Origin of the sequence: Maritimibacter sp. HL-12 (assembly GCF_900177545.1) — a bacterium.
In the GTDB taxonomy this organism is placed as follows: domain Bacteria; phylum Pseudomonadota; class Alphaproteobacteria; order Rhodobacterales; family Rhodobacteraceae; genus Sinisalibacter.
Window position 1 is genome coordinate 2,326,053 of sequence record NZ_FXBQ01000001.1, and the last position, 23,589, is coordinate 2,349,641.

Genomic DNA, 23,589 nt, shown 5'->3' on the forward strand with positions numbered 1-23,589 from the left:
CCCAGAGCTCCGCGTCTTCGATCGGGTCCGCCGCGCCTTGGAAACAGGCCGCGCCCGCGGGAGGTTCAGGTCGTCTTTGCTTTGCACGCCTTGCCTCGCGAAGCTCCGCCGAAGAAGGCGGGCGAAAACAACAGCGGTCCGCTGGCCGATTCCGGCCCCGGACGGGCGGGGTATAGGGCCGGGGGGCGAGGCGATCAAGCCTTATCTTGCTTGGCCAGCCGGGCGAGATGGGCGGCCCAGAGATCGGGCCGGCGCGCGCGGGTGATGCGCTCGGACTGGTCGCGGCGCCAACGCTCGATCTCGCCGTGGTGGCCCGACATCAGAACCGGCGGGATCGCCCGGCCGCGCCACTCGGCGGGACGGGTATATTGCGGGTGCTCCAGCAGCCCGTGCGAAAAGCTCTCGTCCTCGGTCGAGGCGGCGTTGCCGAGAACGCCGGGCAGCAGCCGCACGGTGGCGTCGAGCAGCGCCTGTGCGGCGATCTCACCGCCGGTCAGCACGAAATCGCCAAGGCTGACCTCTTCGATGTCGTATTCCTCCAGCACCCGCTCGTCGACACCCTCGAAGCGCCCGCAGATCAGCGTGATCCCGTCACCGGCGGCAAAACGACGGGCCATCGCCTGATCGAAGCGCGCCCCGCGCGGGCTGAGGTAGACCAGCGGCCAGCGCGCCCGGTCGGTGGGCTCGCCCGCGCTCGCGGCGTCGATTGCGGAGGCCAGCACGTCGGCGCGCAGCACCATGCCCGCACCGCCGCCCGCGGGCGTGTCATCGACGTTGCGATGTTTGCCTTCGCCGAACTGGCGCAGCTCTACCGTTTCGAGCCGCCAGAGACCTTCGTCGAGCGCGCGACCGGTGAGGCTTTCGCCGAGCACGCCCGGGAAGGCGTTGGGAAACAACGTGATCACCCGCGCCTCCCATGCGCTGGCGAGCCGGGGCCGCTCATCCATCAGCGCGCGCGGGGTGAGGGTGGGGGCGATCTTCAGCCGCCCGTGGCTCTTGGGTTTGTCGCTCATGGCGCGTTCCTAGCGCGAAGCCGGGCCACTGAGAACGGCTTTCTTCATGTATTGGCCAGGGCAGGACAGCCAGAAAGCAAGGTGGCATAGCCCTCACCGGGGAACTCGACGTCGAGTTCCGCGAGCGATGTCTGATCGGGAAGCTGTTCCGGCGGCGCACCGGCTTCGACGAGGTCGAGCACACGGCCGCGGGCCTCGTGGCGCGTGCGGGCGTCGGGGGCGTTCAGCAGGATCGCGGGCAGGATACCGCCCTCTCCCCGCGCGATCAGCGCATGCATCACGGCCGGCGCGGCGATGAAGCGCAGCGCGGCGAAATCGAGCCGCGCATCGCCGCCCTCATCCGCACCGCCGACATCGTCGCAGAGCAGATCGAAGGCCTCGATCCCGGCCTCGGTGTGGAGCTGGTGCACCAGCGCGTCGATCGAGGACACAGAGCCCCGGTCAACCAGCGAAAGCGCGGTGCGAAAGCGGTCGTAGGCCGCGCTTGCCGCGGGGGAGACCTCGGGCCACGCGGGCGCGGATGTGGAGGCGGGGGCCTGCATCGCTTCGATCTCGCGGATCGCGTGGTCGAGCATCACGTTCATCTCCGCCGCGTCGCGCCAGGCCCAGGCCCCGATCCCCGCAGCCAACCCGGTGATCGCGAGCGGTGCCCAGAGCGGCAGGGTGACCGGGCCAAGCAAATACGCCGCGGCCAGTCCGCCGCCCCAAGCAAGGCCGACGATTGCGGTTTGGGCGACAACCATGATCGACAGCGCCGCCCAGCCGACGCCGGTCGACAGATCGGGTTTGCGGGCAACGGCCATGTAGAGCAGGAACAGCGCCACGAAAACCGGAAGCGTCTGCCCGCCGTGCCCCGCCATCCCGGCAAGCACCGGCCCGCCGTAGAGCGCGGCACCGAACAGCACCAGCCCGATATGTCCGTAGCGGTGAATCACGAAAGTCCGCCCCCCCTCTGGCGGCTGGTCTTGATGCCCGCCGCGGTTATGGCTCAGGAAACGGCAAAACCCCGCGCAATGCCACAACGAATGTGTTCCGGGCTGCCCGGGCGTGACCCGTTCACTCGGGAAAGACGCCCTCCGGCGGGTCGATGACGATCCGGCGCGCGGCGAGATCGACGGTGGGCACGGCGGCGCGGGTAAAGGGCAGGAGCGCAGGCGTTTTCAACCCCTCCCCGGTGATTTCGAGAAGGTCGCCGGCGCCGTGGTTGTGCACCGCGCTGACCCGGCCGAGGGCCATGCCGCCGGTATCGACCACGTCCAGCCCGATCAGGTCGGCGTGGTAGAACTCGTCGTCGGGCAACGAGGGCAGGGCGGTGCGATCGACAAACAGCCGGGTGCCGCGCAGCGCATCGGCGGCTTCCTTGCCGGATACGCCGTCGATCAGCGCGGCGAAGCCGTTCTTGACCGGGCGGGTGATCTCGACAGTGAAGCTGCGTGCGCCGTCTTCGGTCCAGAGCGGGCCATAGGTTCCGATATCTTCGGGCTCGGCGCAGAAGCTCTTCAGCCGCACCTCGCCCCTGACCCCGAAAGCGCCCGCGATCACGCCGACGCAGATCCGATCGTCACTCATGGCAGACCTCGCATTGCCGGAACGGCGCGGGACCGGCTGGCCCCGCGCCTGTAGCTTGTCCGCAAACGTCTGATTACTCAGCGTTTTCCTCGGTCGCAGCCGCCTCGACGGGGGCTTCTTCCTCGGCCGGGGCGTTGGCGGCGGCTTCCTTCTCGGCGCGGGCGGCGGCGCGCTCCTGGGCGGCCTTGCCCGGGGTGCCCTTCTTCGGGTTCGAGCGCTCTTTCTTCTCGAGAATCCCGGCGGCCTCGAGCAGGCGGGCAACGCGGTCGGTGGGCTTGGCGCCTTTCTCGATCCAGGTTTTCACGCGGTCGAGGTCCATCTTCACCCGCTCTTCGCTGTCTTTCGGGAGCAGCGGGTTGTAGGTGCCGAGTTTCTCGATGAAGCGGCCATCGCGCGGCATGCGGCTGTCGGCGGCGACGATCGAGTAATGCGGGCGCTTTTTCGAGCCGCCACGGGCGAGACGGATTTTCATAGCCATGGTATTTCTCCTGTTTTTGCGAGCTGTCGCAGGGGGTTCAGTCCTGCTGTTCCTTGTGTTTTTCGTGGTGCTGAATGACTTCAGCGATGATGAAGTTGAGAAACTTCTTGGCGAATTCCGGGTCGAGATCGGCCCGTTTTGCCAGGTCTTCGAGCCGTGCGATCTGTTCAGCCTCGCGGCTTGGATCGGACGGGGGAAGGTCGTGCTCGGCCTTGAGCTTGCCCACCGCCTGGGTGTGCTTGAAGCGTTCGCCGAGGGTGTAGACGAGGATCGCGTCGAGCCTGTCGATCGAGGCGCGGTGCTCGCGCAGGAGCGCCGCGGCGCGGGTTGCGTCATCGGTCATTCGAGGTCTCCGGATAGGGAAAAACCCGGTCTGCAAATCGTCGGCAAAACGTATGGCAGGGGTCTGCTCATCTGCCACGGGCATGCTTCGAGACCGGTCATCACAGCACACCCCCCGCGCCGGGGTGGCGCCAGATGTTCATCGCGCCGTGGACCGGGTGCAACCAGGCGCGTTCGAGCGTTGCGTCGAGCCGGGAGGCGAGCGTCTCCGAACGGGTGTTGCCGGCGGCGATCAGCGAGATTGCCGTGGTCCAGCCGAGGTGGTCGTAGGCGAAGGCCCGGGCGGTGAGCGCTGCCTCGCGCGCGAAGCCACGCCCCTCGGCATGGGCCATCAGCGTCCAGCCCAGTTCCGGCTCGGGCCAGCCATCGGGTGCCCAGAGACCGACCCGGCCGAGGTAGCGCCCGCTCGCCTTTTCCTCCAGCGCCCAGAAGCCGAAACCGCGCAGGGCCCAGTGGCCGATCATCGCCGCCACCACGCGCCAGACCTGGTCGCGGGTGAGCGGTCCGCCGACGAGAGCCGAGCGCTCGGAGGCGAAGAATGCGGTCTCCTCGGCAACATCGTCCTCGCGCAGCGCGCGCAGGAACAAACGCTCGGTTTCGAGAGTCGGGATATGGAAGCTGGTGGGGGCGAGGATATGCGCGGTCATGCCAGCGCCTCCCGGCCCGGGTGACGCCAGATCACCGTTCGGGCACCGCCCGGCGTGCTCCATTCCCGTTCCGGCCACGCGCCGAGGCGGCGGGCCAGCGCCTCGGAGCGACGGTTTCCGGGTGCGATCACGCTGGTGAGCGGCCCCCAGCCCCAGTCTTCGTAGGCATGGGCGCGGGCGGCAAGCGCCGCCTCGTGGGCATAGCCCTTGCCCTCGCCCCCGTCGAACATCATCCAGCCGATCTCGACCTCGCTCCAGCCCTCGGGGTGCCAGAAACCGACCTGCCCCACCGTCTCGCCGGTTTCGGTGACATCCACCGCCCAGAGGCCATAGCCGCGCAGCACCCAATGGCCGAGTTCGGCGGCAAACCGGCTCCAGGCCGCCGGACGTTCGGCGGGGCCGCCGATGCCGCGGCTGCGCTCGGAGGCGAGCAGGGTGGCATAGCGCCCGAAATCCTCGCGACAGGGCGCACGCAGGGTCAGGCGCGCGGTGGTGAGCACGGGAACGGTGGCGGAGATCATGCGCAAGCCTCCATGCCATCGGCGGCCAACGCCGCGGGGGCGGGGTGGCGGAAGACAATCGTCTCGGCCGCGGTTTCGCCGTCGGGCAGGGCGGCGGCCGGGTCGGCAACCGCGCCGAGCCTTTCGGCAAGCCGGATCGAGGCGGCGTTGCCGGGGTCGATATAGCTCACAAGGGTCGTGAGACCGGCGTTCGCAAAGGCCCAGTCGCGCAGCGCCGCCGCCGCTTCGGTGGCATAGCCCTGACCTTCGTGGCCTTCGTAGATGAACCACCCCAGTTCGATCTCGGGGAAGTGCGGCGGCTGTGCGATCGCGACCTGGCCGACGACCTCGCCTGCGCGGTCCAGCATCAGCCCGCCGAGGCCGAGCAGCGCCCAGCTTGCCAGGTCGTTGACGAAGAAGGACCACGCCGCATCGCGGCTGAACGGGCCATCCATGTACCCCGTGCGGGGCTTGGCGAGCTCCGCCGCGAACCCGTCGAAATCCCCGCGCCGGGCCGCACGGAGCGTAAGCCGCGCGGTTTGCAGCGTGGGAATGTGGATCGAGGTGGGGGCAAGGGTGCGGCGGCTCATGTATAGGCCTCCATGCCGCCGTCTTCGTCCATCGGCGGCCAGTGCCGCCAGACCTGCACCGGCGCGCCGAAGGCCGCTTCGAGCGCGGCTTCCTCGCCCGGGTCGCGGCTGGCACCGAGACGCGCGGCAAGGGCGGCGGAGCGGGTGTTGGAAGGATCGACGTAGCTCACGAGACTGTCGAGCTTCAGGGTCTTGAGGGCATGGCTGCGGGCCGCCGTCGCCGCCTCGAAGGCAAAGCCCCGCCCTTCGGCGGAGGCCGTGAGGAACCAGCCCAGCTCGGGCTCGCGGTCACCGTATTCCATGTGGACAAGGGTGAAACCGAGGGTTTCGCCGCCGGATTTTTCCTCGATCGCCCAGGCCCCGTGGCCGCGCAGGAGCCAGCCCGAGACGCACTCGGTGAACTCGTCCCAGACTCCGGCGCGGTCGAACGGGCCGCCGAGGCCCTGCGCGCGGGCGGGGTCGTTGAAGATCTCGTGGAAGGTGGGAAAATCGGCCAGCGTGATCGCGCGCAGCACGAGCCGCGGCGTTTCGATCCGCGGCAACAGCCCTTGCAGCCGCGCCGCGAAGGCGGCGGCCGCGCCGGTCGGCGCTGCCTCGTGGGGATATGTGGCCTGCGCGGTCACTTCTTCTTTCCGAGCCCCGAGAGGCCGGAGGGCAGTTGCATGCCGCCGCCGCCGAGGCCGGGCAACCCGCCGCGCTGCTGGCCGAGCATCTTCGCGGCCTCTTCCATCGCCTTGGGATCGGTCATGTCGGGCATGCCGCCCGGCGCGCCAGCCTTGCCGCCAAACATGCCCTTCATCGCCTGCTTGAGGGCGCCGCCCTTGCCCATGCGCCCGAGCTTTTTCATCATGTCCGACATCTGCCGGTGCATCTTCAAAAGCTTGTTCAGCTCCGACACTTCCTGCCCGGCACCGCGCGCGATCCGTTTCTTGCGGCTGGCCTGCAGCAGGGCGGGGTTGGCGCGTTCCTTCTTCGTCATCGACTGGATCAGCGCGATCTGGCGCTTGAGCATCTTGTCGTCGATGCCGGCACCTTCCATTTGCTTGGCCATCTTGCCCATGCCGGGCATCATGCCCATCACGCTTTCCATGCCGCCCATCTTGACCATCTGCTCGAGCTGCATCTTGAGGTCGTTCATGTTGAACTGACCCTTCTGGAAGCGCCGCATCATCCGTTCGGCCTGTTCGGCCTCGATGGTTTCCTGCGCCTTCTCGACGAGCGCGACGATATCGCCCATGCCGAGGATCCGCCCGGCGATGCGCTCGGGCTCGAAGGTTTCGAGCGCGTCCATCTTCTCGCCAAGCCCGACGAAGCGGATCGGCTTGCCGGTGACCGCGCGCATCGAGAGCGCGGCCCCGCCGCGCCCGTCGCCGTCCATCCGCGTCAGCACCACGCCGGTGATGCCGATCTTGGCGTCGAACTCCTGCGCCACCTCGACCGCGACCTGGCCGGTGAGCCCGTCGACCACGAGCAGGGTCTCGCGCGGCGAGACCACCGCCGAAACCTGCTCGACCTCGCTCATCAGCACTTCGTCGATGTGCAGCCGCCCGGCGGTGTCGAGCATGTAGACATCGTAGCCGCCGAGGGAGGCCTGGGTTTTCGCCCGGCGGGCAATGTCGACCGGCTTTTCGCCCGGCACGATCGGCAGCGTGTCGACGCCGATCTGCTGGCCGAGGATGGCGAGCTGATCCATCGCGGCGGGGCGGTAGACGTCGAGCGAGGCCATCAGCACGCGCTTGCCCTCGCGGTCCTTGAGCCGCTTGGCGAGCTTGGCGGTGGTGGTGGTCTTGCCGCCGCCCTGCAGGCCGACCATCAGGACCGGCGCGGGCGGGTTGTCGATCTTGAGGGCGCCCGGATCGCCCTCGCCGGTGAGCACGGCGACAAGCTCGTCATGCACGATCTTGACCACCTGCTGGCCGGGAGTGACCGACTTGGTGACCGCCTGGCCGGTGGCCTTTTCCTGCACCCGCTTGACGAAATCGCGCGCCACGGGCAGCGAGACATCCGCTTCCAGCAGAGCCACGCGGACCTCGCGCAGCGCCGTTTTAACATCGTCTTCCGAGAGCGCGCCCTGCCTGGTCAGCCGGTCGAAGACGCCGGAGAGGCGGTCGGAGAGGCTTTCGAACATCCTTCGGCTCCTTTGCCGTTGACTTTGCCCCTAGATAGGAGCGCGCGCGGGGCGGGCCAAACGGCGAGCGCCCCCGTGGGCGCATCCGCGCTGACGGGGGGCGATCCCGGGCCTGGTGCCCATGGGACCGGAAGACAGGGCTTCCGGGGTTGCGCGCGGTTTACGCGCGGGCGGGGGGCGAGTCAAGCACGGCAGGCAAGCGCCTGCGGCGAGGGGGGCGGGGGGCCAGCCCGTCGTGCCGGAGGCACGCCTGCGGCGAGCGGGGCGGGGGGCTCTGCCCCCCGCACCCCCCGAGGTATTTGAGGACCCAAGAAGACAGCTTGTGCCCGGCGCGGCTTTGCGGCTTTCTGCGCGAATGGAAAAGGGTGTGATCTACGTGGCCACGGGGCCGGATTACCGTGCCCTGGCGGAAGCCTCGGCGCGCTCGCTCAGGGTGGTGGAGCCGGGGCTGGCGGTGGACCTGTTTACCGACGACCCCGACGCGGCGGTGCCGGGGCTGTTCGACGTGGTGCACCGGATCGAGACCCCGCATCCGCGCTCCAAGCTCGACTGCATGGCTGAAACGCGGTTCGCGCGCACGCTGTTTCTGGATGCCGACACGCTGGTGGTGAACCCGCTGGGCGATCTTTTCGACATTCTCGACCGCTTCGAGATGGCGCTGGCGCATGACGTGCGCCGGGCCACGGCGCTGATCCAAGCGGGCCGCGAAGAGGTGACACCTTATGCCTTCCCGCAGCTCAACTCGGGCGTGGTGCTTTACCGGCGCTCGGCGGTGATGCTCGATTTCCTCGCCGAATGGGCGCGGCGTTACGGCGAGGCGGGAGGCGGACGCGATCAGCCGATCCTGAAGGACATGCTGTGGCGCTCGGACATCCGCTTCTTCGTGCTGCCGCCCGAGTTCAACCTGCGCCGGGTGACCGTGCTCGACGCATGGGAGCCAGGCGACGCGGTGCCCACGGTGCTGCATTCGCACCGGCTGATGGATCACATGCGCGGGCAGGGGGCGCGGATCGCGGATGTGGGCGCGCTGATGGAGGCCGAGCGGGCGGCGCTGGCGGCGGAATGGGAGGCCGTGGGCGGGCGGGACGCCGACCCGGTGGCGCGCTTTGCCCCGGCCGTCAGCCAAAGCGCCTGAGCGCCTCGGCGAAGAGCGGCGCATCGACGTTGCCGCCGGAGGCCACGACGATCAGCGTATCGGCCTCAATCGCGGTGCCGTGGTAGAGCGCCGCCGCCAGTGCCACCGCGCCGCCCGGCTCGATCACGATTTTCAACCGGGTGAAAGCCGCCGCCATGGCGCGCAGGGCGTCGTCGTCGGGCACCGCGAGGCCTGGGCCGCAGAGCCGCGCCATGTGCGGGAAGGTGAGCTGACCCGGCGACGGCGTGACAATGGCATCGCAGAGCGAGCCGGTGAGGCGGGCATTCGCCACGATATCGCCGGCGGCCAGCGAGCGGGCGGTATCGTCGAAGCCTTCGGGCTCGACCGGCCGCACGGTGAGGCCCGGCGCCTCGGCTTCGCAGGCGAGTGCGATGCCGGAGGTGAGCCCGCCGCCGCCGCAAGGCACCAGAACCTCGGCCTGGGCGATCCCCAGCCCGGCGGCCTGCGCGGCGATCTCCAGCCCGGTGGTGCCTTGCCCCGCGATCACCTCGGGTTCGTCGAAGGGCTTGACCAGCGTCAGCCGCCGTTCGGCGGCGAGGCGCGCGCCGATCTCGTCGCGATCCTCAGATCCGCGATCATAGAGCACCACCTCGGCCCCGAGCGCGCTTGTATTGGCGATTTTCAGCGCCGGCGCATCGGCGGGCATGATGATCACCGCGGGCACGGCAAATTCACGCGCGGCCAGCGCCACGCCCTGCGCGTGGTTGCCGGAGGAAAAGGCGATTACGCCGCGCGCGCGGGTGGCCGTGTCCATCGCCGCCAGCGCGTTGCGCGCGCCGCGATACTTGAAGCTGCCGGTGTGCTGGAGGCATTCGGGCTTCACCAGCACCCTCCGGCCGGCGATCTCGTCGAGGAAGGGGGAGGCGAGCAGCGGGGTGCGGCGGGCGCGGCCTTCGAGGCGGGCGGCGGCCGCGCGGATCATGTCGATGTTCATGCGGGGTTTCCTGGCTGGGTGGCGGCGGCAATGTCGGCGAGCCAGGCGTGGATCGCGGCCAGCGCCTCCGGCTCGTCGAGCCAGGGCACGTGGCCGCGATCGTCGAGCCGGGCATAGGCCATGTCGGGGCGGCGGCGGCGCATCTCGTCGGCGGTGGCCTGCGCGAGAATGTCGGACCCTGCGCCGTGGATGAGCGCGATGGGCAGGCCATCGAGCGCGTCGAACAGCGGCCAGAGCGGCGGGATCTCGGCGCCTTCGGCGAAGCCGCGGGCAAGCGCCGGGTCGTAGGTGATCGCGAGCCCGGCGCCGGTTTCGGTGAAGAGGTTCTTCACATCCGCAAGCCAGCGCTCCGGCGGGACATCGGTGAAACCCACGGCGGTGCGCGCCCGGGCTTCGGCGGCGGCCTCGAAGCTGTCCGCGCCCGGGTTGCGGCCGATGTAGGCGGCGATGGCGGCGAGGCCCTCGGGGGCGATCTCGGGGCCGATATCGTTGAGGCAGACGCCGAGGAGGCGCTCTTTTGCCGTGGCCGCCATGAGCATCGCGATCAACCCGCCGCGCGAGGTGCCGAGGATCGCGGCACGGGCGAGGCCGAGGTGATCCATCAGCCCGAGCACGTCGCGCGCCTCCTGCTCGATGGTGTAGCGGGCCGGATCGCCCCATTGCGAGCGCCCGCGCCCGCGATAATCGGGGCGGATCAGCCTGACGCCCGGAAGGTGTGGGGCGACGAAATTGAAATCGTCGCCGTTGCGGGTGAGCCCGGCGAGCGCGATCAGCGGCAGGCCCGCACCTTCGTCGCGAAAGGCAAGCCGGAGCCCGTCTTCGGAGGTGAAATACTGCGGTGCGCTCATAGGGCCGACGCGATCTCGGGGATGGTGGCGAGATCGGGCAGTTCCTCGTGCGGGGGGTGGCCGAGGCGATCCTGTGGCGCGCCTGCGCGGTTGATCCAGGCGGTGAGGAAGCCGAAACCGGCGGCGGCGGCGGCGTCCCAACCATTGGCGGAAACGAAAAGCACGGCGTCGCGGGCGCAGGAAAACCGGGTCGTGACCAGTTCATAGACCTGCGGCGCGGGCTTGAAAATGCCGACGCGCTCGACCGAGATCACATCGTCGAGCAGCGTCTCGACCCCGGCCGAGCGCACCGCGGCGTCGAGCATCGCCGGAGACCCGTTCGACAGGATCGCGGTGGCGATCCCGGCGGCTTGAAGGCGGGCCAGCACCTCGGGCACCTCGGGGTAGGCCGGGAGTTGCCAATAGAGCGCCAGCAGGCGTTCGCGCAGGTCTGCGTCGCCCCGGAGGCCCTGTGCGTCGAGCGCCCAGTCGAGCCCGTCGCGGGTGACGGCCCAGAAATCGCGGTGCTCGCCGGTGATCGCGCGCAACCAGCTGTATTCGAGCTGTTTCTGGCGCCAGTCGGTGGCGAGCCTTGGCCAGCTTTCGGCAATGGCCGCGTTTTCGGGCTGGGCGGCGGCCTCGCGCGCGGCGGCGGCGACGTCGAACAGGGTGCCGTAGGCGTCGAAGATGCAGGCGGCGATGGGCATGGTCTTTCCCTCGGGTATTGGCGCGGGCGACGATGCCACGGCGGGCGCGGGGAGGGAAGGGGGCAGACCCCGAGCGGCATCAGCCGGACAACCCACCAGCCGCCGAGAAAGAAGGCACCGAGGGTCGCGAAACAGGCCGCGAAGACAAGCCGGGCCTCGCGCCGGGTCAGGCGCGGGCGGAAATGGCGCGACCGCCGGGAAGCGGCAGGATGCGGAGCCGGGCCGAGTGTCGCCGGCAAGCAGGTGGCCGAGGACGTGGACGAGGTCTTTCACCATCAGGGCCACGACGAAGGCGGCGGCGCGCCCGAGGCGAACCAGCATGGCGCCGCCAATCACGCGCACAAAGGCGATGAGCACCGCCTTGCCGTCGATCCCATGCAGCGCGACGGGCACGCCCTGGACCACGGCAGGCCGGACCACGAGAAATTGGTCACGACCGGGCCGACGGAAAGCAGAAGAAAGGCCACCGGACCTCGGGTTGAGCAAAGGTCGCCAGACCGGGATTCACACCGGGATTCACAGGGGGCGGCGCGGAGAGATGAACGAGGGAAGGATCACCGCGCCGCCCGTTGCCGGGAATGTGCCGAGAAGGTGGCGGCGAGGCAAGCACCATGGCGGAAAAGGTCTGTTTCCGTTTACGGGACGAGGGCCGCGCCGGCAGCGACCGCGCTGGTCATCCGCCGCGCCGTTTGGCAGACTGCGCACAACAATCGGGAGGTTGCCATGAAAACGAGCCTTGAGAACCTGCGCGCGCGGGCGCGCGAGATCGAGGCTGCGGTGGAGGAGGAGGTTGACCGTCGCCGCGAGGCACTGGGCGCGCGGCTCGAGCGCGGGCGGGTGGTGTTCGAGGCGGATGTGCGTGCCCGGCATCGCGCGGCGCGCCAGAAGCTGGGCGATTATGTCAGGGGCATCCGGCCCGCGGTGGTGCTTTCGGCGCCGGTGATCTATTCGCTGATCCTGCCGCTCGCGCTGGTCGATCTCTGGGTGACGCTCTACCAGCGGATCTGCTTTCCGGTCTACGGGATCGCGCGGGTGAAGCGGCGCGAGTTCATCGTGATCGACAGGCACAGGCTGGGCTACCTGAACACGCTGGAAAAGATCAACTGTGTCTATTGCGGATATGCGGGCGGGGTGATCGCCTATGCCCGCGAAGTGGCGTCGCGGACCGAGGCCCACTGGTGCCCGATCAAGCATGCGCGCCGCTGGCCCGGTGCCCATGCGCGCTACGGCGGTTTCATGGACTATGGCGACGAGACGGATTTCATTGCACGGTGGGCGGCAGAACGGGCGCGACTGAAAAACGAGCTGTGACGCCAGGACGCGTTGCGGGCGGCGGCGTGGTGTGATCGGGCGAGGCAAGTCAGCGGAGGATCGGCAGTGCGGCTATTGGCATACGCAATTGGCGGGGCGTTGGTCGCCCTGGGCGGGATCGCCTTCCTTGGGGCGGTGGAGCTTCTGCGCGACGGCGCGGGGGCCGAAGACCTTGCGCAGGGATTTCTCGTGCCGGTCACCCTCGTCGTCATCGGTGGCTTCGTGATCTGGATGGGGCTGAAGGGGCGGAACGAGTGATCGCCGCCGGTCCTGCCGGCCTGCGCCCGGGTGACCGCCGCGCCGCCCGAAGCAGGCTCTCGATGCGACGCCAGGGCCAACCGAGGGATGCGGACACCCGCATCAGGCGGCTGCCGACCGCGCCCGCGCGGCGGCGTCGAACCGGGCAGGCCGCGCCCCGGCGACCCCTTGTGCCAACCGGGTTTTCTGCAAGTATCGTTCGAGTTCGGATTGCCGCGGGAAGACGCGGGGCCACGCTCGGCAGTCCGCCCCGAAGATCGCGCAGGCCCCCCGATTTCCCCCTTGTTTTCCGCGGGGCATGCAAATAGACACGCCAGCGGAGACGTGGCCGAGTGGTCGAAGGCGCTCCCCTGCTAAGGGAGTAGACGGGAAACCGTCTCGTGGGTTCGAATCCCATCGTCTCCGCCACCTGCCCCCGCGAAAGCATTCTCCCGGTCCGGCTGCGGCCGGATTTTCTCGTTGTTTTAGTGGGTTATCGGGAAGGGCTGAGCACCGCCTCCGGCGCCAGGAGGTCCGGAAGCGGTCTCTCAGGGCCGATATTCTCTGGGCCTCTCGACCGCGTAACTTTGGTGGAGAGCCTGTAAGCACATGAATCGCAATCGATATTTAGCGGCTGCAGCTCAGCACTTCGATCCCAGAACCTTTCGCAAGAAGGAACAGAAATCGAACCAGTGCCAGCTCTAATCGGCATTACCCACCGAGACCAGGTCGGACGGCACCAGACTAAGCAGGCGTCAGACGATGAACATTTGTTTGAGAAGAGGTTCAACCGGTTCGAGCTTCTCCGGCAAGGCAGCACCGTGACAGGTAAGCCCGAGATATGTGGCAGCGCGCGTCGTGCCGACATAGAGATACTTGTCAAAGAGATCGGGATGCTGTTCGGCCAGTTCGTCCACGCCGACAAAGAACACAGCCTCAAACTCCAAGCCTTTGATATGCTGGACATCGAACACGCGGATATCGTTGTTCTGCCCTGCAAACTGGCCCTCGTAGCACGGAACAACATTCATGTTGTGGGCTTCCACGCGCTTACGTAGTGCCTCGGCAAGCGGCCCAACATCCTGCTCGTTGTTTACCAGGACGGCGACCGAGGGCAGAGGCGATGTGAGACCTTCGACTTCGACCAGTCGCGCTGCCAGCCAGTCGGCGATGGCATTGTGGCCTACGAGGTTCGTGGCAAGCACGGGATCGATGCCGTCGCTCTTGAGGTCTTTGGGCAGAGTCACATGAACCGTTTGGCCGGAGCAGATGCGAACGATTTCCGAAGCGAGGTGGCTGAGCTGCCTGCTGTGGCGGTAAGTCACTTCGATAGGCCGCACGTCGATACCGGGAACCGCCCAGATCATGTCGTCGTTCGACCGGCTGCCCCATTGGGTAATGCGCTGGTTGAAGTCACCACAGGCAAAGAACGAACGAATGGTCGGATTGGATAGAGCCGCCATGCTGCGAAGCTGGAGCGGTGAGAAATCTGTTGCTTCGTCGACCATGATCTGGTTGCGGACGAGTGTGCGATATTGGCGCACAGGTTCGAGCGCCCCGCTGTCCGGCAATCGGCCGAGTGCCGGTTCCGTCACGATTTCTGCCAGGACGCCGAGTGTACCTGCCAGCATCAGATCGACCTCAAGCGGATGGGCATCTGCAGCCGACTTGACAGCAGCATCGTACCACCGCGCCTCCATGATGCGCGCCCGACGGAAACGTCGGTATCGAGCTGGGAGGCCGTTGACATACCGGCTGATGGGATTTGTGAAACGCCGCAGTGCTGTTTGGAGTTGAAGGCTGTCGCCAAGCTGTCTTAGTTCGGTGCGCTCCATGGTTCTGTCGCCGATCCAAGTAGCGATGCGGGCTGCCCGGCCGCCTCGCAGGGCTGTCCGGCCGGAGGCGGCAGCAACGGCCTGACTCCTTATGTTGGAGGTGAATGCAGCCAAGGCCTTTGCGACCGGCGTCTGCGCCGGTGTAACGTCTTCATCGTCTTCGCCGTCGCCTTCCTCAAGGTCCTCTTCTGGCGTGAGCGTATCGAGAAAGCGCGCGAAGTCCGTCAGCAGCCCGCGGTCATGGTTGAGCCGAAAATTGATGTGACGGCGGATGCGTTCGTCTGACTCGACTCGCAGGCTAGACAGAGGCCCTTGGACCGATCCAATGAAGCGGACAAGTTCCAGCAGGGCGCCGGCAGTGGTAAGCCTCCGTAGACGGCCGAGAAGGGCTTCAGCTGCATTGCCGAGACGAGCGACATCCGCGCGCTTGGATTTTTTCAGTGTCTCGGCGGCGGCGACGAGGTCGGACCAGAACTCCGCAAGCTGCCATTCGTTGAAGTCAAGAAACCAGTCGGTCTGCCCGGTTATCGTCTCCGGAAGGAGAATCTTTGCGTCACGTTGCTGCACGTAAGCACCGCCGCCGGTGCTGGATTTCAGGATGCGGAAATGATTGCGGGCAAGCTCCAGACGATACCGGTCCCAGGTCGATATCTTCTGGTCAGGTGCCGCGATGCCCTCTCGCGCGAAAGCCTCTTTAAGGTACTGTTTCAGCAGGTCGGTCGGGGTGAACATGAGCCAGCTGTCTTTATGTGGCAGCCCGCTCTCGGCCTCAGCCGCGGCGGCAACACGCTTCTCGTCGTCTTCGAGATAGGCCTGATCCAGTTTTTGGCCGAGCCTGCGGATCAGCGTGGTGGTCTTGCCTGTCCCCGGCGGCCCAATAATCAGGAGCTGCTGTTGGAGCGGCAGCCGGAAAATTTCGTCCTGGTAGCGGTCTAGAATGGGTTGATCGCGCAGGCCCATTTTGGTGATGACCGTGCGCCTGATCCCTTCGATGGTGTCATCGGCTTGCTGCGCTTCAGCCAGAATATGAGCGAGAAGATCTTCCTCAGTCAGCGGTGCTTGGCCTGGCTCGATCAGCAGCTTTCGCATCGACGGCACGGTGATCGGGCCGTACGCTTCTGTGGACAGAACCGAGTTGTGTGAATCCCAAAGCGCGTCCGTAAACCGTGGATGCAGGAGTCCTTTCTCAAGCACCGTGACGGTGACTTCACCTTTGGGCAGCCGCAGTTCAAAATCGTCGCCGACGTCCAGCGACGCCAAGCGGCCAGCGGGAGTGTTGCGACCGGCGAGTCTAAATGTCGCTTTGCCGAAGCTCTCCGCGGTGTTTCGGCAAATATAGTAAGTTACCGTCTCCCCGTCTTCGAGTTCGACCACGATACGGGCGATGGCTGGTTCCTGCGCAAGCGAGGCGAGACTGCGCGTGCGCGCGTCATCGATATCGCCGAGAGACTTCAGCGCCCCGCCGGACGTAAACGTATTGATGCTCGCGAACGAGTCCGCACCGGAGGCACGGTTTTCGGCGAGCCGCGCGCGCGCGGCGGATGCCAAGTCCGTCAACGCAGCGAGTGTATCCTTGGATATTCGCGCAACATCATCCCTCTGGCCCGGCTCGGTCATCTTCCCCCCGAAGTTTGTTCTCTTTGCGTCCGTCAAATGTAGTGGCGAAACCCGTCATCACTTCAGCTCCCAGCAAGCTGGGGAACAGGTAGTTCGTTGAGCTCATGTCGCGCTTCAGACCAACTCGGATAGTGTTCAGAAAGTAGGGCAAAGAACCGAGGGCTGTGCGTCGGCTCTGAAATATGGACCAACTCATGAACGATTACATATTCCAGCAAGTCGCGAGGCTTCTTTACAAGTTCGGTGTTCAGCCGAATGGTGCCAGCCTTGGAATTGCAGCTTCCCCACTTGGTGGTCATCCGCTGCAAGAAGTAGTGGCGGACCTTAACGCCGATGCGGCCTTCCCATTTGTCGATGATGGGGGGGACTACGCCATGAAGAAGCTTCAGATGCCAAGCGTGAATCACCTTGGCGCGTCCGTCGCGGGGAGTCCCGGGGCGCACTTGGAGATGGATCGTGCGATGATCTAATCTTACCTCAGGCTTCGCATCCAGCTCCGTCACACGGAGGAGATGGCGGCGTCCCCAGAGGTAGTGGGTTTCGCGACCCACGAATTCACGTGGAGATTCTCGCACCTGCGAAAGCAGCTTTTTTTGCTGTTGCCGGATCCATCCAATCCGTGTGATCGCGTATGCGCGCGCAACATCTATTCTAGTCGAAGCCGGCGCTACAAGAGTGACGCGCCCGTCAGGTGGGTGGACCGAAAGGTGGACGTTCTTGACATCTTTTCGGGTCACACTGATGGAAATATCGCCGATTTCGATCAACTCGCCCATTAATACCCCTGTTGGTTCTTGATGATCTCGAACATCGCGAGCGTTGCATCTCTATCACGATTGAATAGCGGGAAGAGCACGTTCTTCACTTCGCGCTCTCGGACCGGATCACCCTTCCAGCCTGCGGGGGCGTGTTCACGGATGGCCCGGTCCACCTCAAGCGCAAGCTCAGCCCTTTCTTCCTCATTGCCAGGGCAGGTAAACTTGTCAGCAGGCAAACTTTGAAGGTTATTGAACACCACGGTAGCCTCCCGATTTCCGTGTAGCCCGGTCGGCAGATCAGGTCCGACTTCGCGCGTCGCCATCTTTCGAACCAAGTCTTCGGCCTTTTTCAAGAAGTCCTCGTAGGCCTTTGCACTGTCTCGGCTCTGCTTGATTAAGTCCTCTAGGAGTTTGGACATCTCGTCATAAAACCGGGGGTCTGTGAGCTGATCGCGAATAATGGTTTTCCGAATATTGTTGATAATTCCCTCAGCCACAGCATTCTTCGACAGCTTGCCTTTCTGGTTCAATTGCTTGGCGATAGCGTCATGGATCCCAGTTTCTATGATGGCTTGGGTGAGCGAGACGTTCGACAGGGCTCCGAGCGCTTGGGCAGGATCGGCCTGAATGTAGGTGTTCAGGAGATGTCGCATGTCGGCTTCATAGGGCTTGATGTCGAGCTCTTCGCCCGAATGCTTTTTGATGGCGGCCCTGAGATCACTGTAGAAATCGACATCACGCTGGATGTCGTTCTGTTCGGAGGGGGAATACCCTGCGTCGTCCAAGTTCTGCGCGATGGCTGCATAGGCCCGAACGAACGACGCCACGGATTTGTAGAACGATATCCTCAGCGCCTCGGTCTCGGTCAGGGCGTTCGGATCGGCGGCATCACCGCAGAAGTACCGCAGGAACTGCTCTACTTCTCTCGGAGGGGGCACCGGAGCGCAAAGATAGTGAAGCCCTTCGCGTGTTGCGTCGAGGCGGGCCTTCCCCTCTTCGATCCAGTTCTTGATCTCGACGTTGTTGTCGCCGCCGCTGCCCGCATCCAGATCGAGTTCATCCGAACTGTAGACGGCAATCGCGTGCTGGACGTCGCCGAACAGCTCCTTGAAGTCGACGATGTGACCGTAATCCTTGTCGTCCCCATCGATCCGGTTGGTCCGACAGATCGCCTGGAACAGCGTGTGGTCCCGCAGCTTGTCGTCGAGATAGATGTAGCTGCAGCTCGGCGCGTCGAAGCCGGTGAGAAGCTTGGACACCACGATCAGCAGCTTCATGTTCGCCGGCTCTTCGATGAAGCGCCGCTTGACCTCGGTCTCATAGGCTGTCGTGCTCTGGCCGCCTTTCAGCACGAAATTTGTGTACGTGTCGTACTTGTATCGCTCGTCGCTGTTGGCGGGCTCCCTCGAGATCGCATTGTGGTTCGGCTCGAAGGACGTGACGATCCCCACATGCGGCCCGAGCCGGGTGCTCTGGAACTCGCGGTAGAACTCGCAGGCGTCGCGGATCGAGGAGGCCACCAGGATTGCTGTGCCCCTGTCGTCGCTCAGCCGAGGCTTCAGATCGAAATCCTGCACGACCTCGGCGACGATCCGGCGCTTCCGTTCGGTGGCGCTAAGCAGCTCCTCCATATTGGCCCAACGCTTCCGCAGCACGGCCTTCTGGAAGTTGTTGAGGTTCTTGGTCTTCTTCTCGAACCAGGCATCGATCGCGGCCGGGCTGGTCATGCGCTGCGGCACGTCGCGCGCTTCGTATTTCAGGTCGAGCACGACCTTGTCCCGGACCGCTTCCTGGAACTTGTAGGTGTGGATGTACGTGCCGAAGACCTCGCGCGTGGTCTGCCGGTCCTTCCGCAGCAACGGGGTTCCGGTGAAGCCGACGAAGATGGCGCCCTCGAGCCAGCGCTTCATCTGCTTGTTCATGTCGCCGCCCTGGGTGCGGTGGCACTCGTCGACGAACACGTAGAAGCGGCCGGTGACGCGCGGCGGCGGCCCTGTCAGCTCCGTCGTGTCGAACTTGTGGATCAGCGCGCAGATCAGGCGAGGCGACGGCGCGCCCAACCAGCTTACGAACTCATCGCGGCGCGTCACTCGAGGCGATGGCGCATCGGCAGCGACTACGCCCGCGTTGCGCATCACGCCCTCGATCTGTTTGTCTAGCTCGTCGCGGTCGGTGATGACCAGCACGCGGGCATCCGGTTCGCGTTCGAGGATCCATTTGGCCAGCAGCACCATCAGGATGCTCTTGCCGGACCCCTGGGTGTGCCAGATAACACCGCCCTCGCGCTTGGCCAGCCGTTCCTGCGCCAGCTTCACGCCGACGAACTGGTGTTGCCGGGGGACCTTCTTGATGCCCGCGTCGAAAATCACGAAATTCCGGATCAGGTCGAGCAGCCGGTCCTTGCGCAGCATCTGGCCCACTGGTCTGTCGAGGAGCGCACCGGCCGCCAGATCACCAATCGGCGGGTCTTCGTCGCGCCATTCGACGAACAGCGTTTCGGGCGTGCCGACCGTGCCGTAGCGCAGGCCCTGCGCATCGCTGCCTGCCAGCAGAAGCTGCGCGGTGGCGAAGAACGGCGCGTTGAAAATCTCGTCCTGGTTCGAAATCAGCTGCCGGATACCGTCGCCGATCTCGACCGAGGAGCGTTTCAGCTCGATCACCGCGACGGCGAGGCCGTTGAGGTAGACAACCAGATCGGGGCGCCGTTCGTGGCCGCCCTTCAGCGTCACCTCCTCGGCGAGGGCGAAGTCGTTGGCGGCGGGGTTGTCCCAATCGATCAGATGCACCGTCTTGTGCGGGGCGGCGACCGAGGTCTGCACATCGACGCCGTAGCGAAGCAGCGTGTAGGTGCGCAGGTTGGCCTGATAGAGCGTGGTGCCGGTCACCTCGATCGCCTGCATCAGGCGCGTCAGGGCGGCGTTGATCTCGTCGTCGGAATAGCCGCGAGCGGAGAGGTTGTCGCGCAGCAGGTCAGGCTCGACACAGCGGTTGCTAAGGCGGCCCGACCAGTCGCCGAGGTTCCGGTAGCCGAGACCGCCCTTGTCCTCGGGCATGGTGATGTGGGCCGCCAGGCGGTCCTGCGTGACGCGTTCGCTGCGGGGACGTTCAGGCATGGGCCACTTCCAACGCCCCCAGCTTCTCACCCTTGACCGGCAGGCGCACGCGGCCGGTCAGCAAGGCCTGCATCACCCCCTGCTTGAGCGCCTTGGTCTTCTCGAGACGGGCGTCCAGTGAAGTGATTTCAGAATCCATATCCGCCAGAACAGCCGCGATCGCGCGTTGTTCTTCAATCGGCGGAATTGCCAACAGCAAATCGCCTAAGTGCTTTGAATTCAATGCGGGCAGTGCCGTTGTCGAGACAATGGCTCCTAGCTTTATGGTAAGCAAAAGAGAATGGACGTAGGCTACATCCACTATTTTCGTATTGAGTGAGAACGCCCCCATGTTGTTATCGATGCAGCTTGCTTGGCTAAGAATCTTTTTTCTTTCCAAAAACACTGCAGCACCAACTTTGGCAAAAATGATGCTCCCGGCCGGAAACGGCGTGGCACCGACGCGCTTGCGCGTTTCTTCTGAGATGTAGTGGTTTGCGGTGCTGATGAAGGTTTCATTTCCCTCAAGGTTCATGTCCGAGACTTTTAGGAATGGGTAATCACCTGAGACTTCGCCCTGAGCGGACAATGGAAAGCCACTCCCTCCCTTAAAGGCTCCGATTTCACGCGCTTCTAGGGTTGACCACTCTTCATCGAAGCCAGGCAAACGGAACTCGCCAGTCAACATACGTCGCCCAGCGGCCGATCGAAGAACTCGCTTCTTCGCTAGCAAGCTGCTCAGAGCTGCTATCGTTTCATCTAGGTCCGCAAGTGCCTCCGCAATTGCGCGTTGTTCCCAAATCGGCGGAACGACGAGGAAAGCCGCTGATAGCGAGCGCCCATTGGTCAATGCCCGCGTCGTGTAGGTCGCCCGCGCAACGACCTGTCGGCGAAAGTAGCGTGGCGCAAAGCAGTAGGCTTTGAACAGGTCGTCAAGCATGTCGTTCGTGGGGCGAGCGCGCAGGACAAAGCCGCTGAACACTGTGTTATGCGCCTGGTCCAGCATCGCCGCTGCGACGCCGATTTCCTCAACGGTTTCGGAAGTGCGGGTAAAGAACACGTCGCCCTTCCGCACCTCGAAGGCTTCTAGCTCCGACTTGGAAACGTCGACTCGCCCTTCGATCCGGTCAAGACGCAAGCCAGGCTGACGGAACACATCCATGTAGTTCACGATGGGCGTGCCATAGCCGAAATACTTCTTCGCCTTGTTCAGCCCGTTCTTGAAGGTGAACAGATCGCCCAGGGGCACCGCGTCCCAGTCCTCGGGGATCGGGCCAATCTCGGTCTGCTTGTAGCCGGGCCTCAGGTCCATGCGGCCCCCATCGCCTTCAGATGGGTTGCGACACGGGCGGCAAGCAGATCGACCTCTTCCTCCAGCTTGGGCAGCGGCATGGCATAGCGCTCGGCCAGCCCCTTGACCCGGGTGGACAGGGCTTGCGCCACATGCGCCACCTCGTCGGTCACGCGCGCCTCGATGGTGTCGAGCCACTTGTCCGCGACCACCAGCGTCTTGGCCTCCTCCTCGGTCAGCGTGCCATAGCGGTCGTGCACCATTTTCCACAGGGCATCGTCCGCCGCCTTGCGCTTCTTCTTCGTGGCGTCGAGCGCGGTCATCCCCTTTTGGTAGGCTTCGAGTGCCTTCCGTTCGTCGGCCATGTCCGGGTCGCGGCCGATTTCCTTCAGCCGGGCCTTCAGCGCCTTCGCAGTGATCTTCTGCTTGTCGCCTTCGCCCTCGATTACCTCGGCCAGCAGCCCGTCCTCGCCCGCGCCCTCTTCGAGCTTTTCGGCAAGGTCCTGCTCCAGTTCCGCGATGCGGACGTCGAAGGCTTCTATCTCGGCCTGCTCGGCTGCGAAGAACCGCGCCACCATCAGGCGGGCCGGGATCAGGTCCGAGGTGAACCGCCGCCGCCCGAGGACGTAATCGCCCGGCTCGGGCCAAGCGAGCTTGCCGTCCTTGTTCTTGCGCTTGAGGATCTCGCGCGGTTTGGCACCGGCGACCCATCCGGTGGCCGCGATGACATAGGAATCGTCCTGCAGCGCCTCGGCCCAGTAGTCCATCAGGTGCTGGTACACGTCATAGGGGTCGACCAGCGGCACCTTGCGGAAGGCTTCGAGCAGGTCCTCCGATGTGGTCTCGATCAGCTCCTTCGGCTGGTCACCGGGCGCGAAGGCCCGGCAGGCCGCATCCGTCCTGCCCCGCCAAGCGGCAAAGGTTCCCGCGGCCGCCGCGGTGAAGGTACGGAATTCCGCATGCTCCTCGATGCCCGTCTTCACCTCGGCGATCGGGCGGGTCAGCGACAGATATCCGGGCCGGAGGTCTTCGAAAAGCTCGCCGCGCAGCGACGGCATGACCTTCCACCAGCCTTCCAGTGCGTCGATGTCCCGTTTCGGGATGCCGCCCTGCAGATGCGCGTCGATGTCGTGGATATCCTCGGGCTCCGAGGTGTCGATATAGCGCGCCAGGTTGAGGTTGAAGGCATTGCGTGGGTCCGCGATCTCGTCGAAGGGCACCATGCGGGCATAGCCTGGCGCGTCCGCGCCCTTGCGGTAGGTGTCGACGATGCGGTGGATGTCCTGCTCGCGCAGGCGGTTCTTGGCGCCGTCCTTGCGGAACCCCTTGGACGCGTCGATCATGAAGATCCCGCGCCGGGCGGTGGCGTTTTCCTTGTCTAGGACGAGGATGCAGGCGGGGATCCCAGTCCCAAAGAAAAGGTTCGGCGGCAGACCGATGATCGCCTTGAGATAACCGGACTTGATCAGCGCCTCGCGCAGGTCGGCCTCGGCATTGCCACGGAACAGCACGCCATGGGGAAGGATGCAGGCGGCCTTGCCCGCGCTTTTCATGGTGCGGATGATGTGCAGAAGATAGGCATAATCGCCCTGTTTCTTTGGCGGCGCGCCCCATTCGAACCGCTTGTGCTTGTCCGAAATCGCGCCCTTGTCGTCATAGCTGAAGCCGGTGCTCCAAGCCTTGTCAGAGAACGGCGGATTGGCGACGACGTAGTCGTATGTCCGCAGGCGCTCCCCCTCGAGGAACTTGGGGGTTGTGAGGGTGTTGCCCGCCACGATCTTTGCCGTCGGGAAATCGTGCAGGATCATGTTCATGCGGGCGAGACCGGCGGTGGTCACGTCCTTCTCCTGGCCTTCCAGCGTGATCCGTTTGCCGGCCTCGGCCGCCACCTTGAGGAGCAGCGAGCCCGAACCGCATGTCGGGTCGTATGCGGTAGTTCCGGCAACCGTGTTCTTTGGCGAGATACCGATCACCTTTGCGATGATCCGGCTGACCTCCGACGGGGTGTAGAACTGCCCCTTGCTCTTGCCGCTTTCGGTTGCGAAGTGGCGCATGAGGTATTCATAGGCGTCGCCCAGAATATCGTCGTGGTCCGCGCGGTTCTTCGCGAAATTCAGATCCGGGCTGGAGAAAATGGAAATCAGACGACCAAGCCGGTCGACGCGGTCATTGCCTTCGCCAAGCTTGTTCGGATCGTTGAAATCCGGAAAGTCCGTGCGTGCCAACATCTCATTCGCGTCAACGAGCGGCTGAATGACCTGCGTATTAATCAGATCTCCAATATTCGGGTTGCCTGTGAGGGCCGCCATGTCATTGAAGCTCGCGCCTTTCGGAATGATGATTGGCGGTTCGAGATCATCGCTGTCCCCATATTTATCGGAGACATATTTGATGAAAAGCATAAATAGGACGTAATCTTTGTATTGGCTTGCGTCCATTCCGCCGCGCAACTCGTCGCATGATGCCCAGAGGGAGGAATAGAGATCTGATTTCTTGACTGCCATTGTTTCTTTTCAGCCCATTTCCGTCGAAGAAAGCCCTGAGGGCACTTCGGCAT

21 protein-coding genes and 1 tRNA gene are annotated in these 23,589 nt (G+C 65.1%); 4 read left to right on the plus strand and 18 right to left on the minus strand.

Annotated features, from left to right (window positions below; genetic code table 11):
- Positions 1–194 precede the first annotated feature (194 nt).
- The 10 genes from trmD to ffh form a co-directional block, all read right to left on the minus strand.
- Positions 195–1,013, minus strand: a complete 819-nt coding sequence (gene trmD, locus B9Y97_RS11675; protein WP_085526900.1) for a tRNA (guanosine(37)-N1)-methyltransferase TrmD — start codon at positions 1,011–1,013, stop codon at positions 195–197.
- 44 nt (positions 1,014–1,057) lie between these two features.
- Positions 1,058–1,948, minus strand: coding sequence for a hypothetical protein (locus B9Y97_RS11680; protein WP_085526901.1), 891 nt, complete (start codon positions 1,946–1,948; stop codon positions 1,058–1,060).
- A 121-nt stretch (positions 1,949–2,069) separates the two neighbouring features.
- On the minus strand, positions 2,070–2,582 hold the full coding sequence (gene rimM / locus B9Y97_RS11685) for a ribosome maturation factor RimM (RefSeq protein ID WP_085526902.1): 513 nt from the start codon (positions 2,580–2,582) through the stop codon (positions 2,070–2,072).
- 73 nt (positions 2,583–2,655) lie between these two features.
- Positions 2,656–3,060: a 30S ribosomal protein S16 gene (rpsP, locus tag B9Y97_RS11690; protein WP_085526903.1), complete on the minus strand. Its 405-nt coding sequence runs from the start codon at positions 3,058–3,060 to the stop codon at positions 2,656–2,658.
- Between the two features lie 37 nt (positions 3,061–3,097).
- Positions 3,098–3,403, minus strand: a complete 306-nt coding sequence (locus B9Y97_RS11695) for a chorismate mutase (RefSeq protein WP_085526904.1) — start codon at positions 3,401–3,403, stop codon at positions 3,098–3,100.
- Between the two features lie 100 nt (positions 3,404–3,503).
- Positions 3,504–4,049 carry a GNAT family N-acetyltransferase gene (locus B9Y97_RS11700; RefSeq protein WP_085526905.1) on the minus strand — a complete coding sequence of 182 codons (546 nt, stop codon included), beginning with the start codon at positions 4,047–4,049 and terminating at the stop codon, positions 3,504–3,506.
- Complete coding sequence (locus tag B9Y97_RS11705; protein WP_085526906.1) at positions 4,046–4,570, minus strand: GNAT family N-acetyltransferase; 525 nt, start codon at positions 4,568–4,570, stop codon at positions 4,046–4,048. The genes B9Y97_RS11700 and B9Y97_RS11705 overlap by 4 nt, the downstream gene beginning before the upstream one ends.
- On the minus strand, positions 4,567–5,139 hold the full coding sequence (locus tag B9Y97_RS11710) for a GNAT family N-acetyltransferase (RefSeq protein WP_085526907.1): 573 nt from the start codon (positions 5,137–5,139) through the stop codon (positions 4,567–4,569). The genes B9Y97_RS11705 and B9Y97_RS11710 overlap by 4 nt, the downstream gene beginning before the upstream one ends.
- The gene (locus tag B9Y97_RS11715) at positions 5,136–5,762 is read right to left on the minus strand and encodes a GNAT family N-acetyltransferase (protein WP_085526908.1); all 627 of its coding nucleotides are present in this window, start codon (positions 5,760–5,762) and stop codon (positions 5,136–5,138) included. Before B9Y97_RS11715 ends, B9Y97_RS11710 begins: the two co-directional genes overlap by 4 nt.
- Entirely contained in the window at positions 5,759–7,267 is a 1,509-nt protein-coding gene (gene ffh / locus B9Y97_RS11720) for a signal recognition particle protein (RefSeq protein ID WP_085526909.1), read from the minus strand. Before ffh ends, B9Y97_RS11715 begins: the two co-directional genes overlap by 4 nt.
- A 355-nt stretch (positions 7,268–7,622) precedes the next feature.
- Here ffh and B9Y97_RS11725 point away from each other — a divergent pair, with 355 nt between their 5' ends.
- Complete coding sequence (locus B9Y97_RS11725) at positions 7,623–8,402, plus strand: glycosyltransferase family protein (RefSeq protein ID WP_085526910.1); 780 nt, start codon at positions 7,623–7,625, stop codon at positions 8,400–8,402.
- Here B9Y97_RS11725 and B9Y97_RS11730 read toward each other — a convergent pair.
- The 3 genes from B9Y97_RS11730 to B9Y97_RS11740 are packed head-to-tail and all read right to left on the minus strand — an operon-like array spanning position 8,386 to position 10,891.
- Positions 8,386–9,357 carry a threonine ammonia-lyase gene (locus B9Y97_RS11730; protein ID WP_085526911.1) on the minus strand — a complete coding sequence of 324 codons (972 nt, stop codon included), beginning with the start codon at positions 9,355–9,357 and terminating at the stop codon, positions 8,386–8,388. The two genes, B9Y97_RS11725 and B9Y97_RS11730, sit on opposite strands and share 17 nt — an antisense overlap.
- Positions 9,354–10,205, minus strand: coding sequence for an alpha/beta fold hydrolase (locus B9Y97_RS11735; protein ID WP_085526912.1), 852 nt, complete (start codon positions 10,203–10,205; stop codon positions 9,354–9,356). Before B9Y97_RS11735 ends, B9Y97_RS11730 begins: the two co-directional genes overlap by 4 nt.
- Positions 10,202–10,891, minus strand: a complete 690-nt coding sequence (locus tag B9Y97_RS11740; protein ID WP_085528229.1) for a haloacid dehalogenase type II — start codon at positions 10,889–10,891, stop codon at positions 10,202–10,204. The genes B9Y97_RS11735 and B9Y97_RS11740 overlap by 4 nt, the downstream gene beginning before the upstream one ends.
- Positions 10,892–11,614: 723 nt before the next feature.
- Here B9Y97_RS11740 and B9Y97_RS11745 point away from each other — a divergent pair.
- The 3 genes from B9Y97_RS11745 (at position 11,615) to B9Y97_RS11750 (ending at position 12,868) form a co-directional block, all read left to right on the plus strand.
- Positions 11,615–12,202 carry a hypothetical protein gene (locus B9Y97_RS11745; protein ID WP_085526913.1) on the plus strand — a complete coding sequence of 196 codons (588 nt, stop codon included), beginning with the start codon at positions 11,615–11,617 and terminating at the stop codon, positions 12,200–12,202.
- 66 nt (positions 12,203–12,268) lie between these two features.
- Positions 12,269–12,460 carry a hypothetical protein gene (locus B9Y97_RS17935; RefSeq protein ID WP_139828285.1) on the plus strand — a complete coding sequence of 64 codons (192 nt, stop codon included), beginning with the start codon at positions 12,269–12,271 and terminating at the stop codon, positions 12,458–12,460.
- A gap of 318 nt (positions 12,461–12,778) precedes the next feature.
- A tRNA-Ser gene (locus B9Y97_RS11750) sits at positions 12,779–12,868 on the plus strand.
- Positions 12,869–13,194: 326 nt separating this feature from the next.
- Here B9Y97_RS11750 and B9Y97_RS11755 read toward each other — a convergent pair.
- From B9Y97_RS11755 to B9Y97_RS11775, 5 genes are all read right to left on the minus strand, one after another.
- On the minus strand, positions 13,195–15,891 hold the full coding sequence (locus tag B9Y97_RS11755; RefSeq protein WP_085526914.1) for an ATP-binding domain-containing protein: 2,697 nt from the start codon (positions 15,889–15,891) through the stop codon (positions 13,195–13,197).
- Between the two features lie 62 nt (positions 15,892–15,953).
- Positions 15,954–16,667: a M48 family metallopeptidase gene (locus B9Y97_RS11760; protein WP_085526915.1), complete on the minus strand. Its 714-nt coding sequence runs from the start codon at positions 16,665–16,667 to the stop codon at positions 15,954–15,956.
- The gene (locus B9Y97_RS11765) at positions 16,667–19,762 is read right to left on the minus strand and encodes a type I restriction endonuclease subunit R (RefSeq protein WP_085526916.1); all 3,096 of its coding nucleotides are present in this window, start codon (positions 19,760–19,762) and stop codon (positions 16,667–16,669) included. The genes B9Y97_RS11760 and B9Y97_RS11765 overlap by 1 nt, the downstream gene beginning before the upstream one ends.
- Positions 19,755–21,053, minus strand: a complete 1,299-nt coding sequence (locus tag B9Y97_RS11770; protein WP_085526917.1) for a restriction endonuclease subunit S — start codon at positions 21,051–21,053, stop codon at positions 19,755–19,757. The genes B9Y97_RS11765 and B9Y97_RS11770 overlap by 8 nt, the downstream gene beginning before the upstream one ends.
- Positions 21,044–23,536, minus strand: a complete 2,493-nt coding sequence (locus B9Y97_RS11775; protein ID WP_085526918.1) for a type I restriction-modification system subunit M — start codon at positions 23,534–23,536, stop codon at positions 21,044–21,046. The genes B9Y97_RS11770 and B9Y97_RS11775 overlap by 10 nt, the downstream gene beginning before the upstream one ends.
- Positions 23,537–23,589 lie beyond the last annotated feature (53 nt).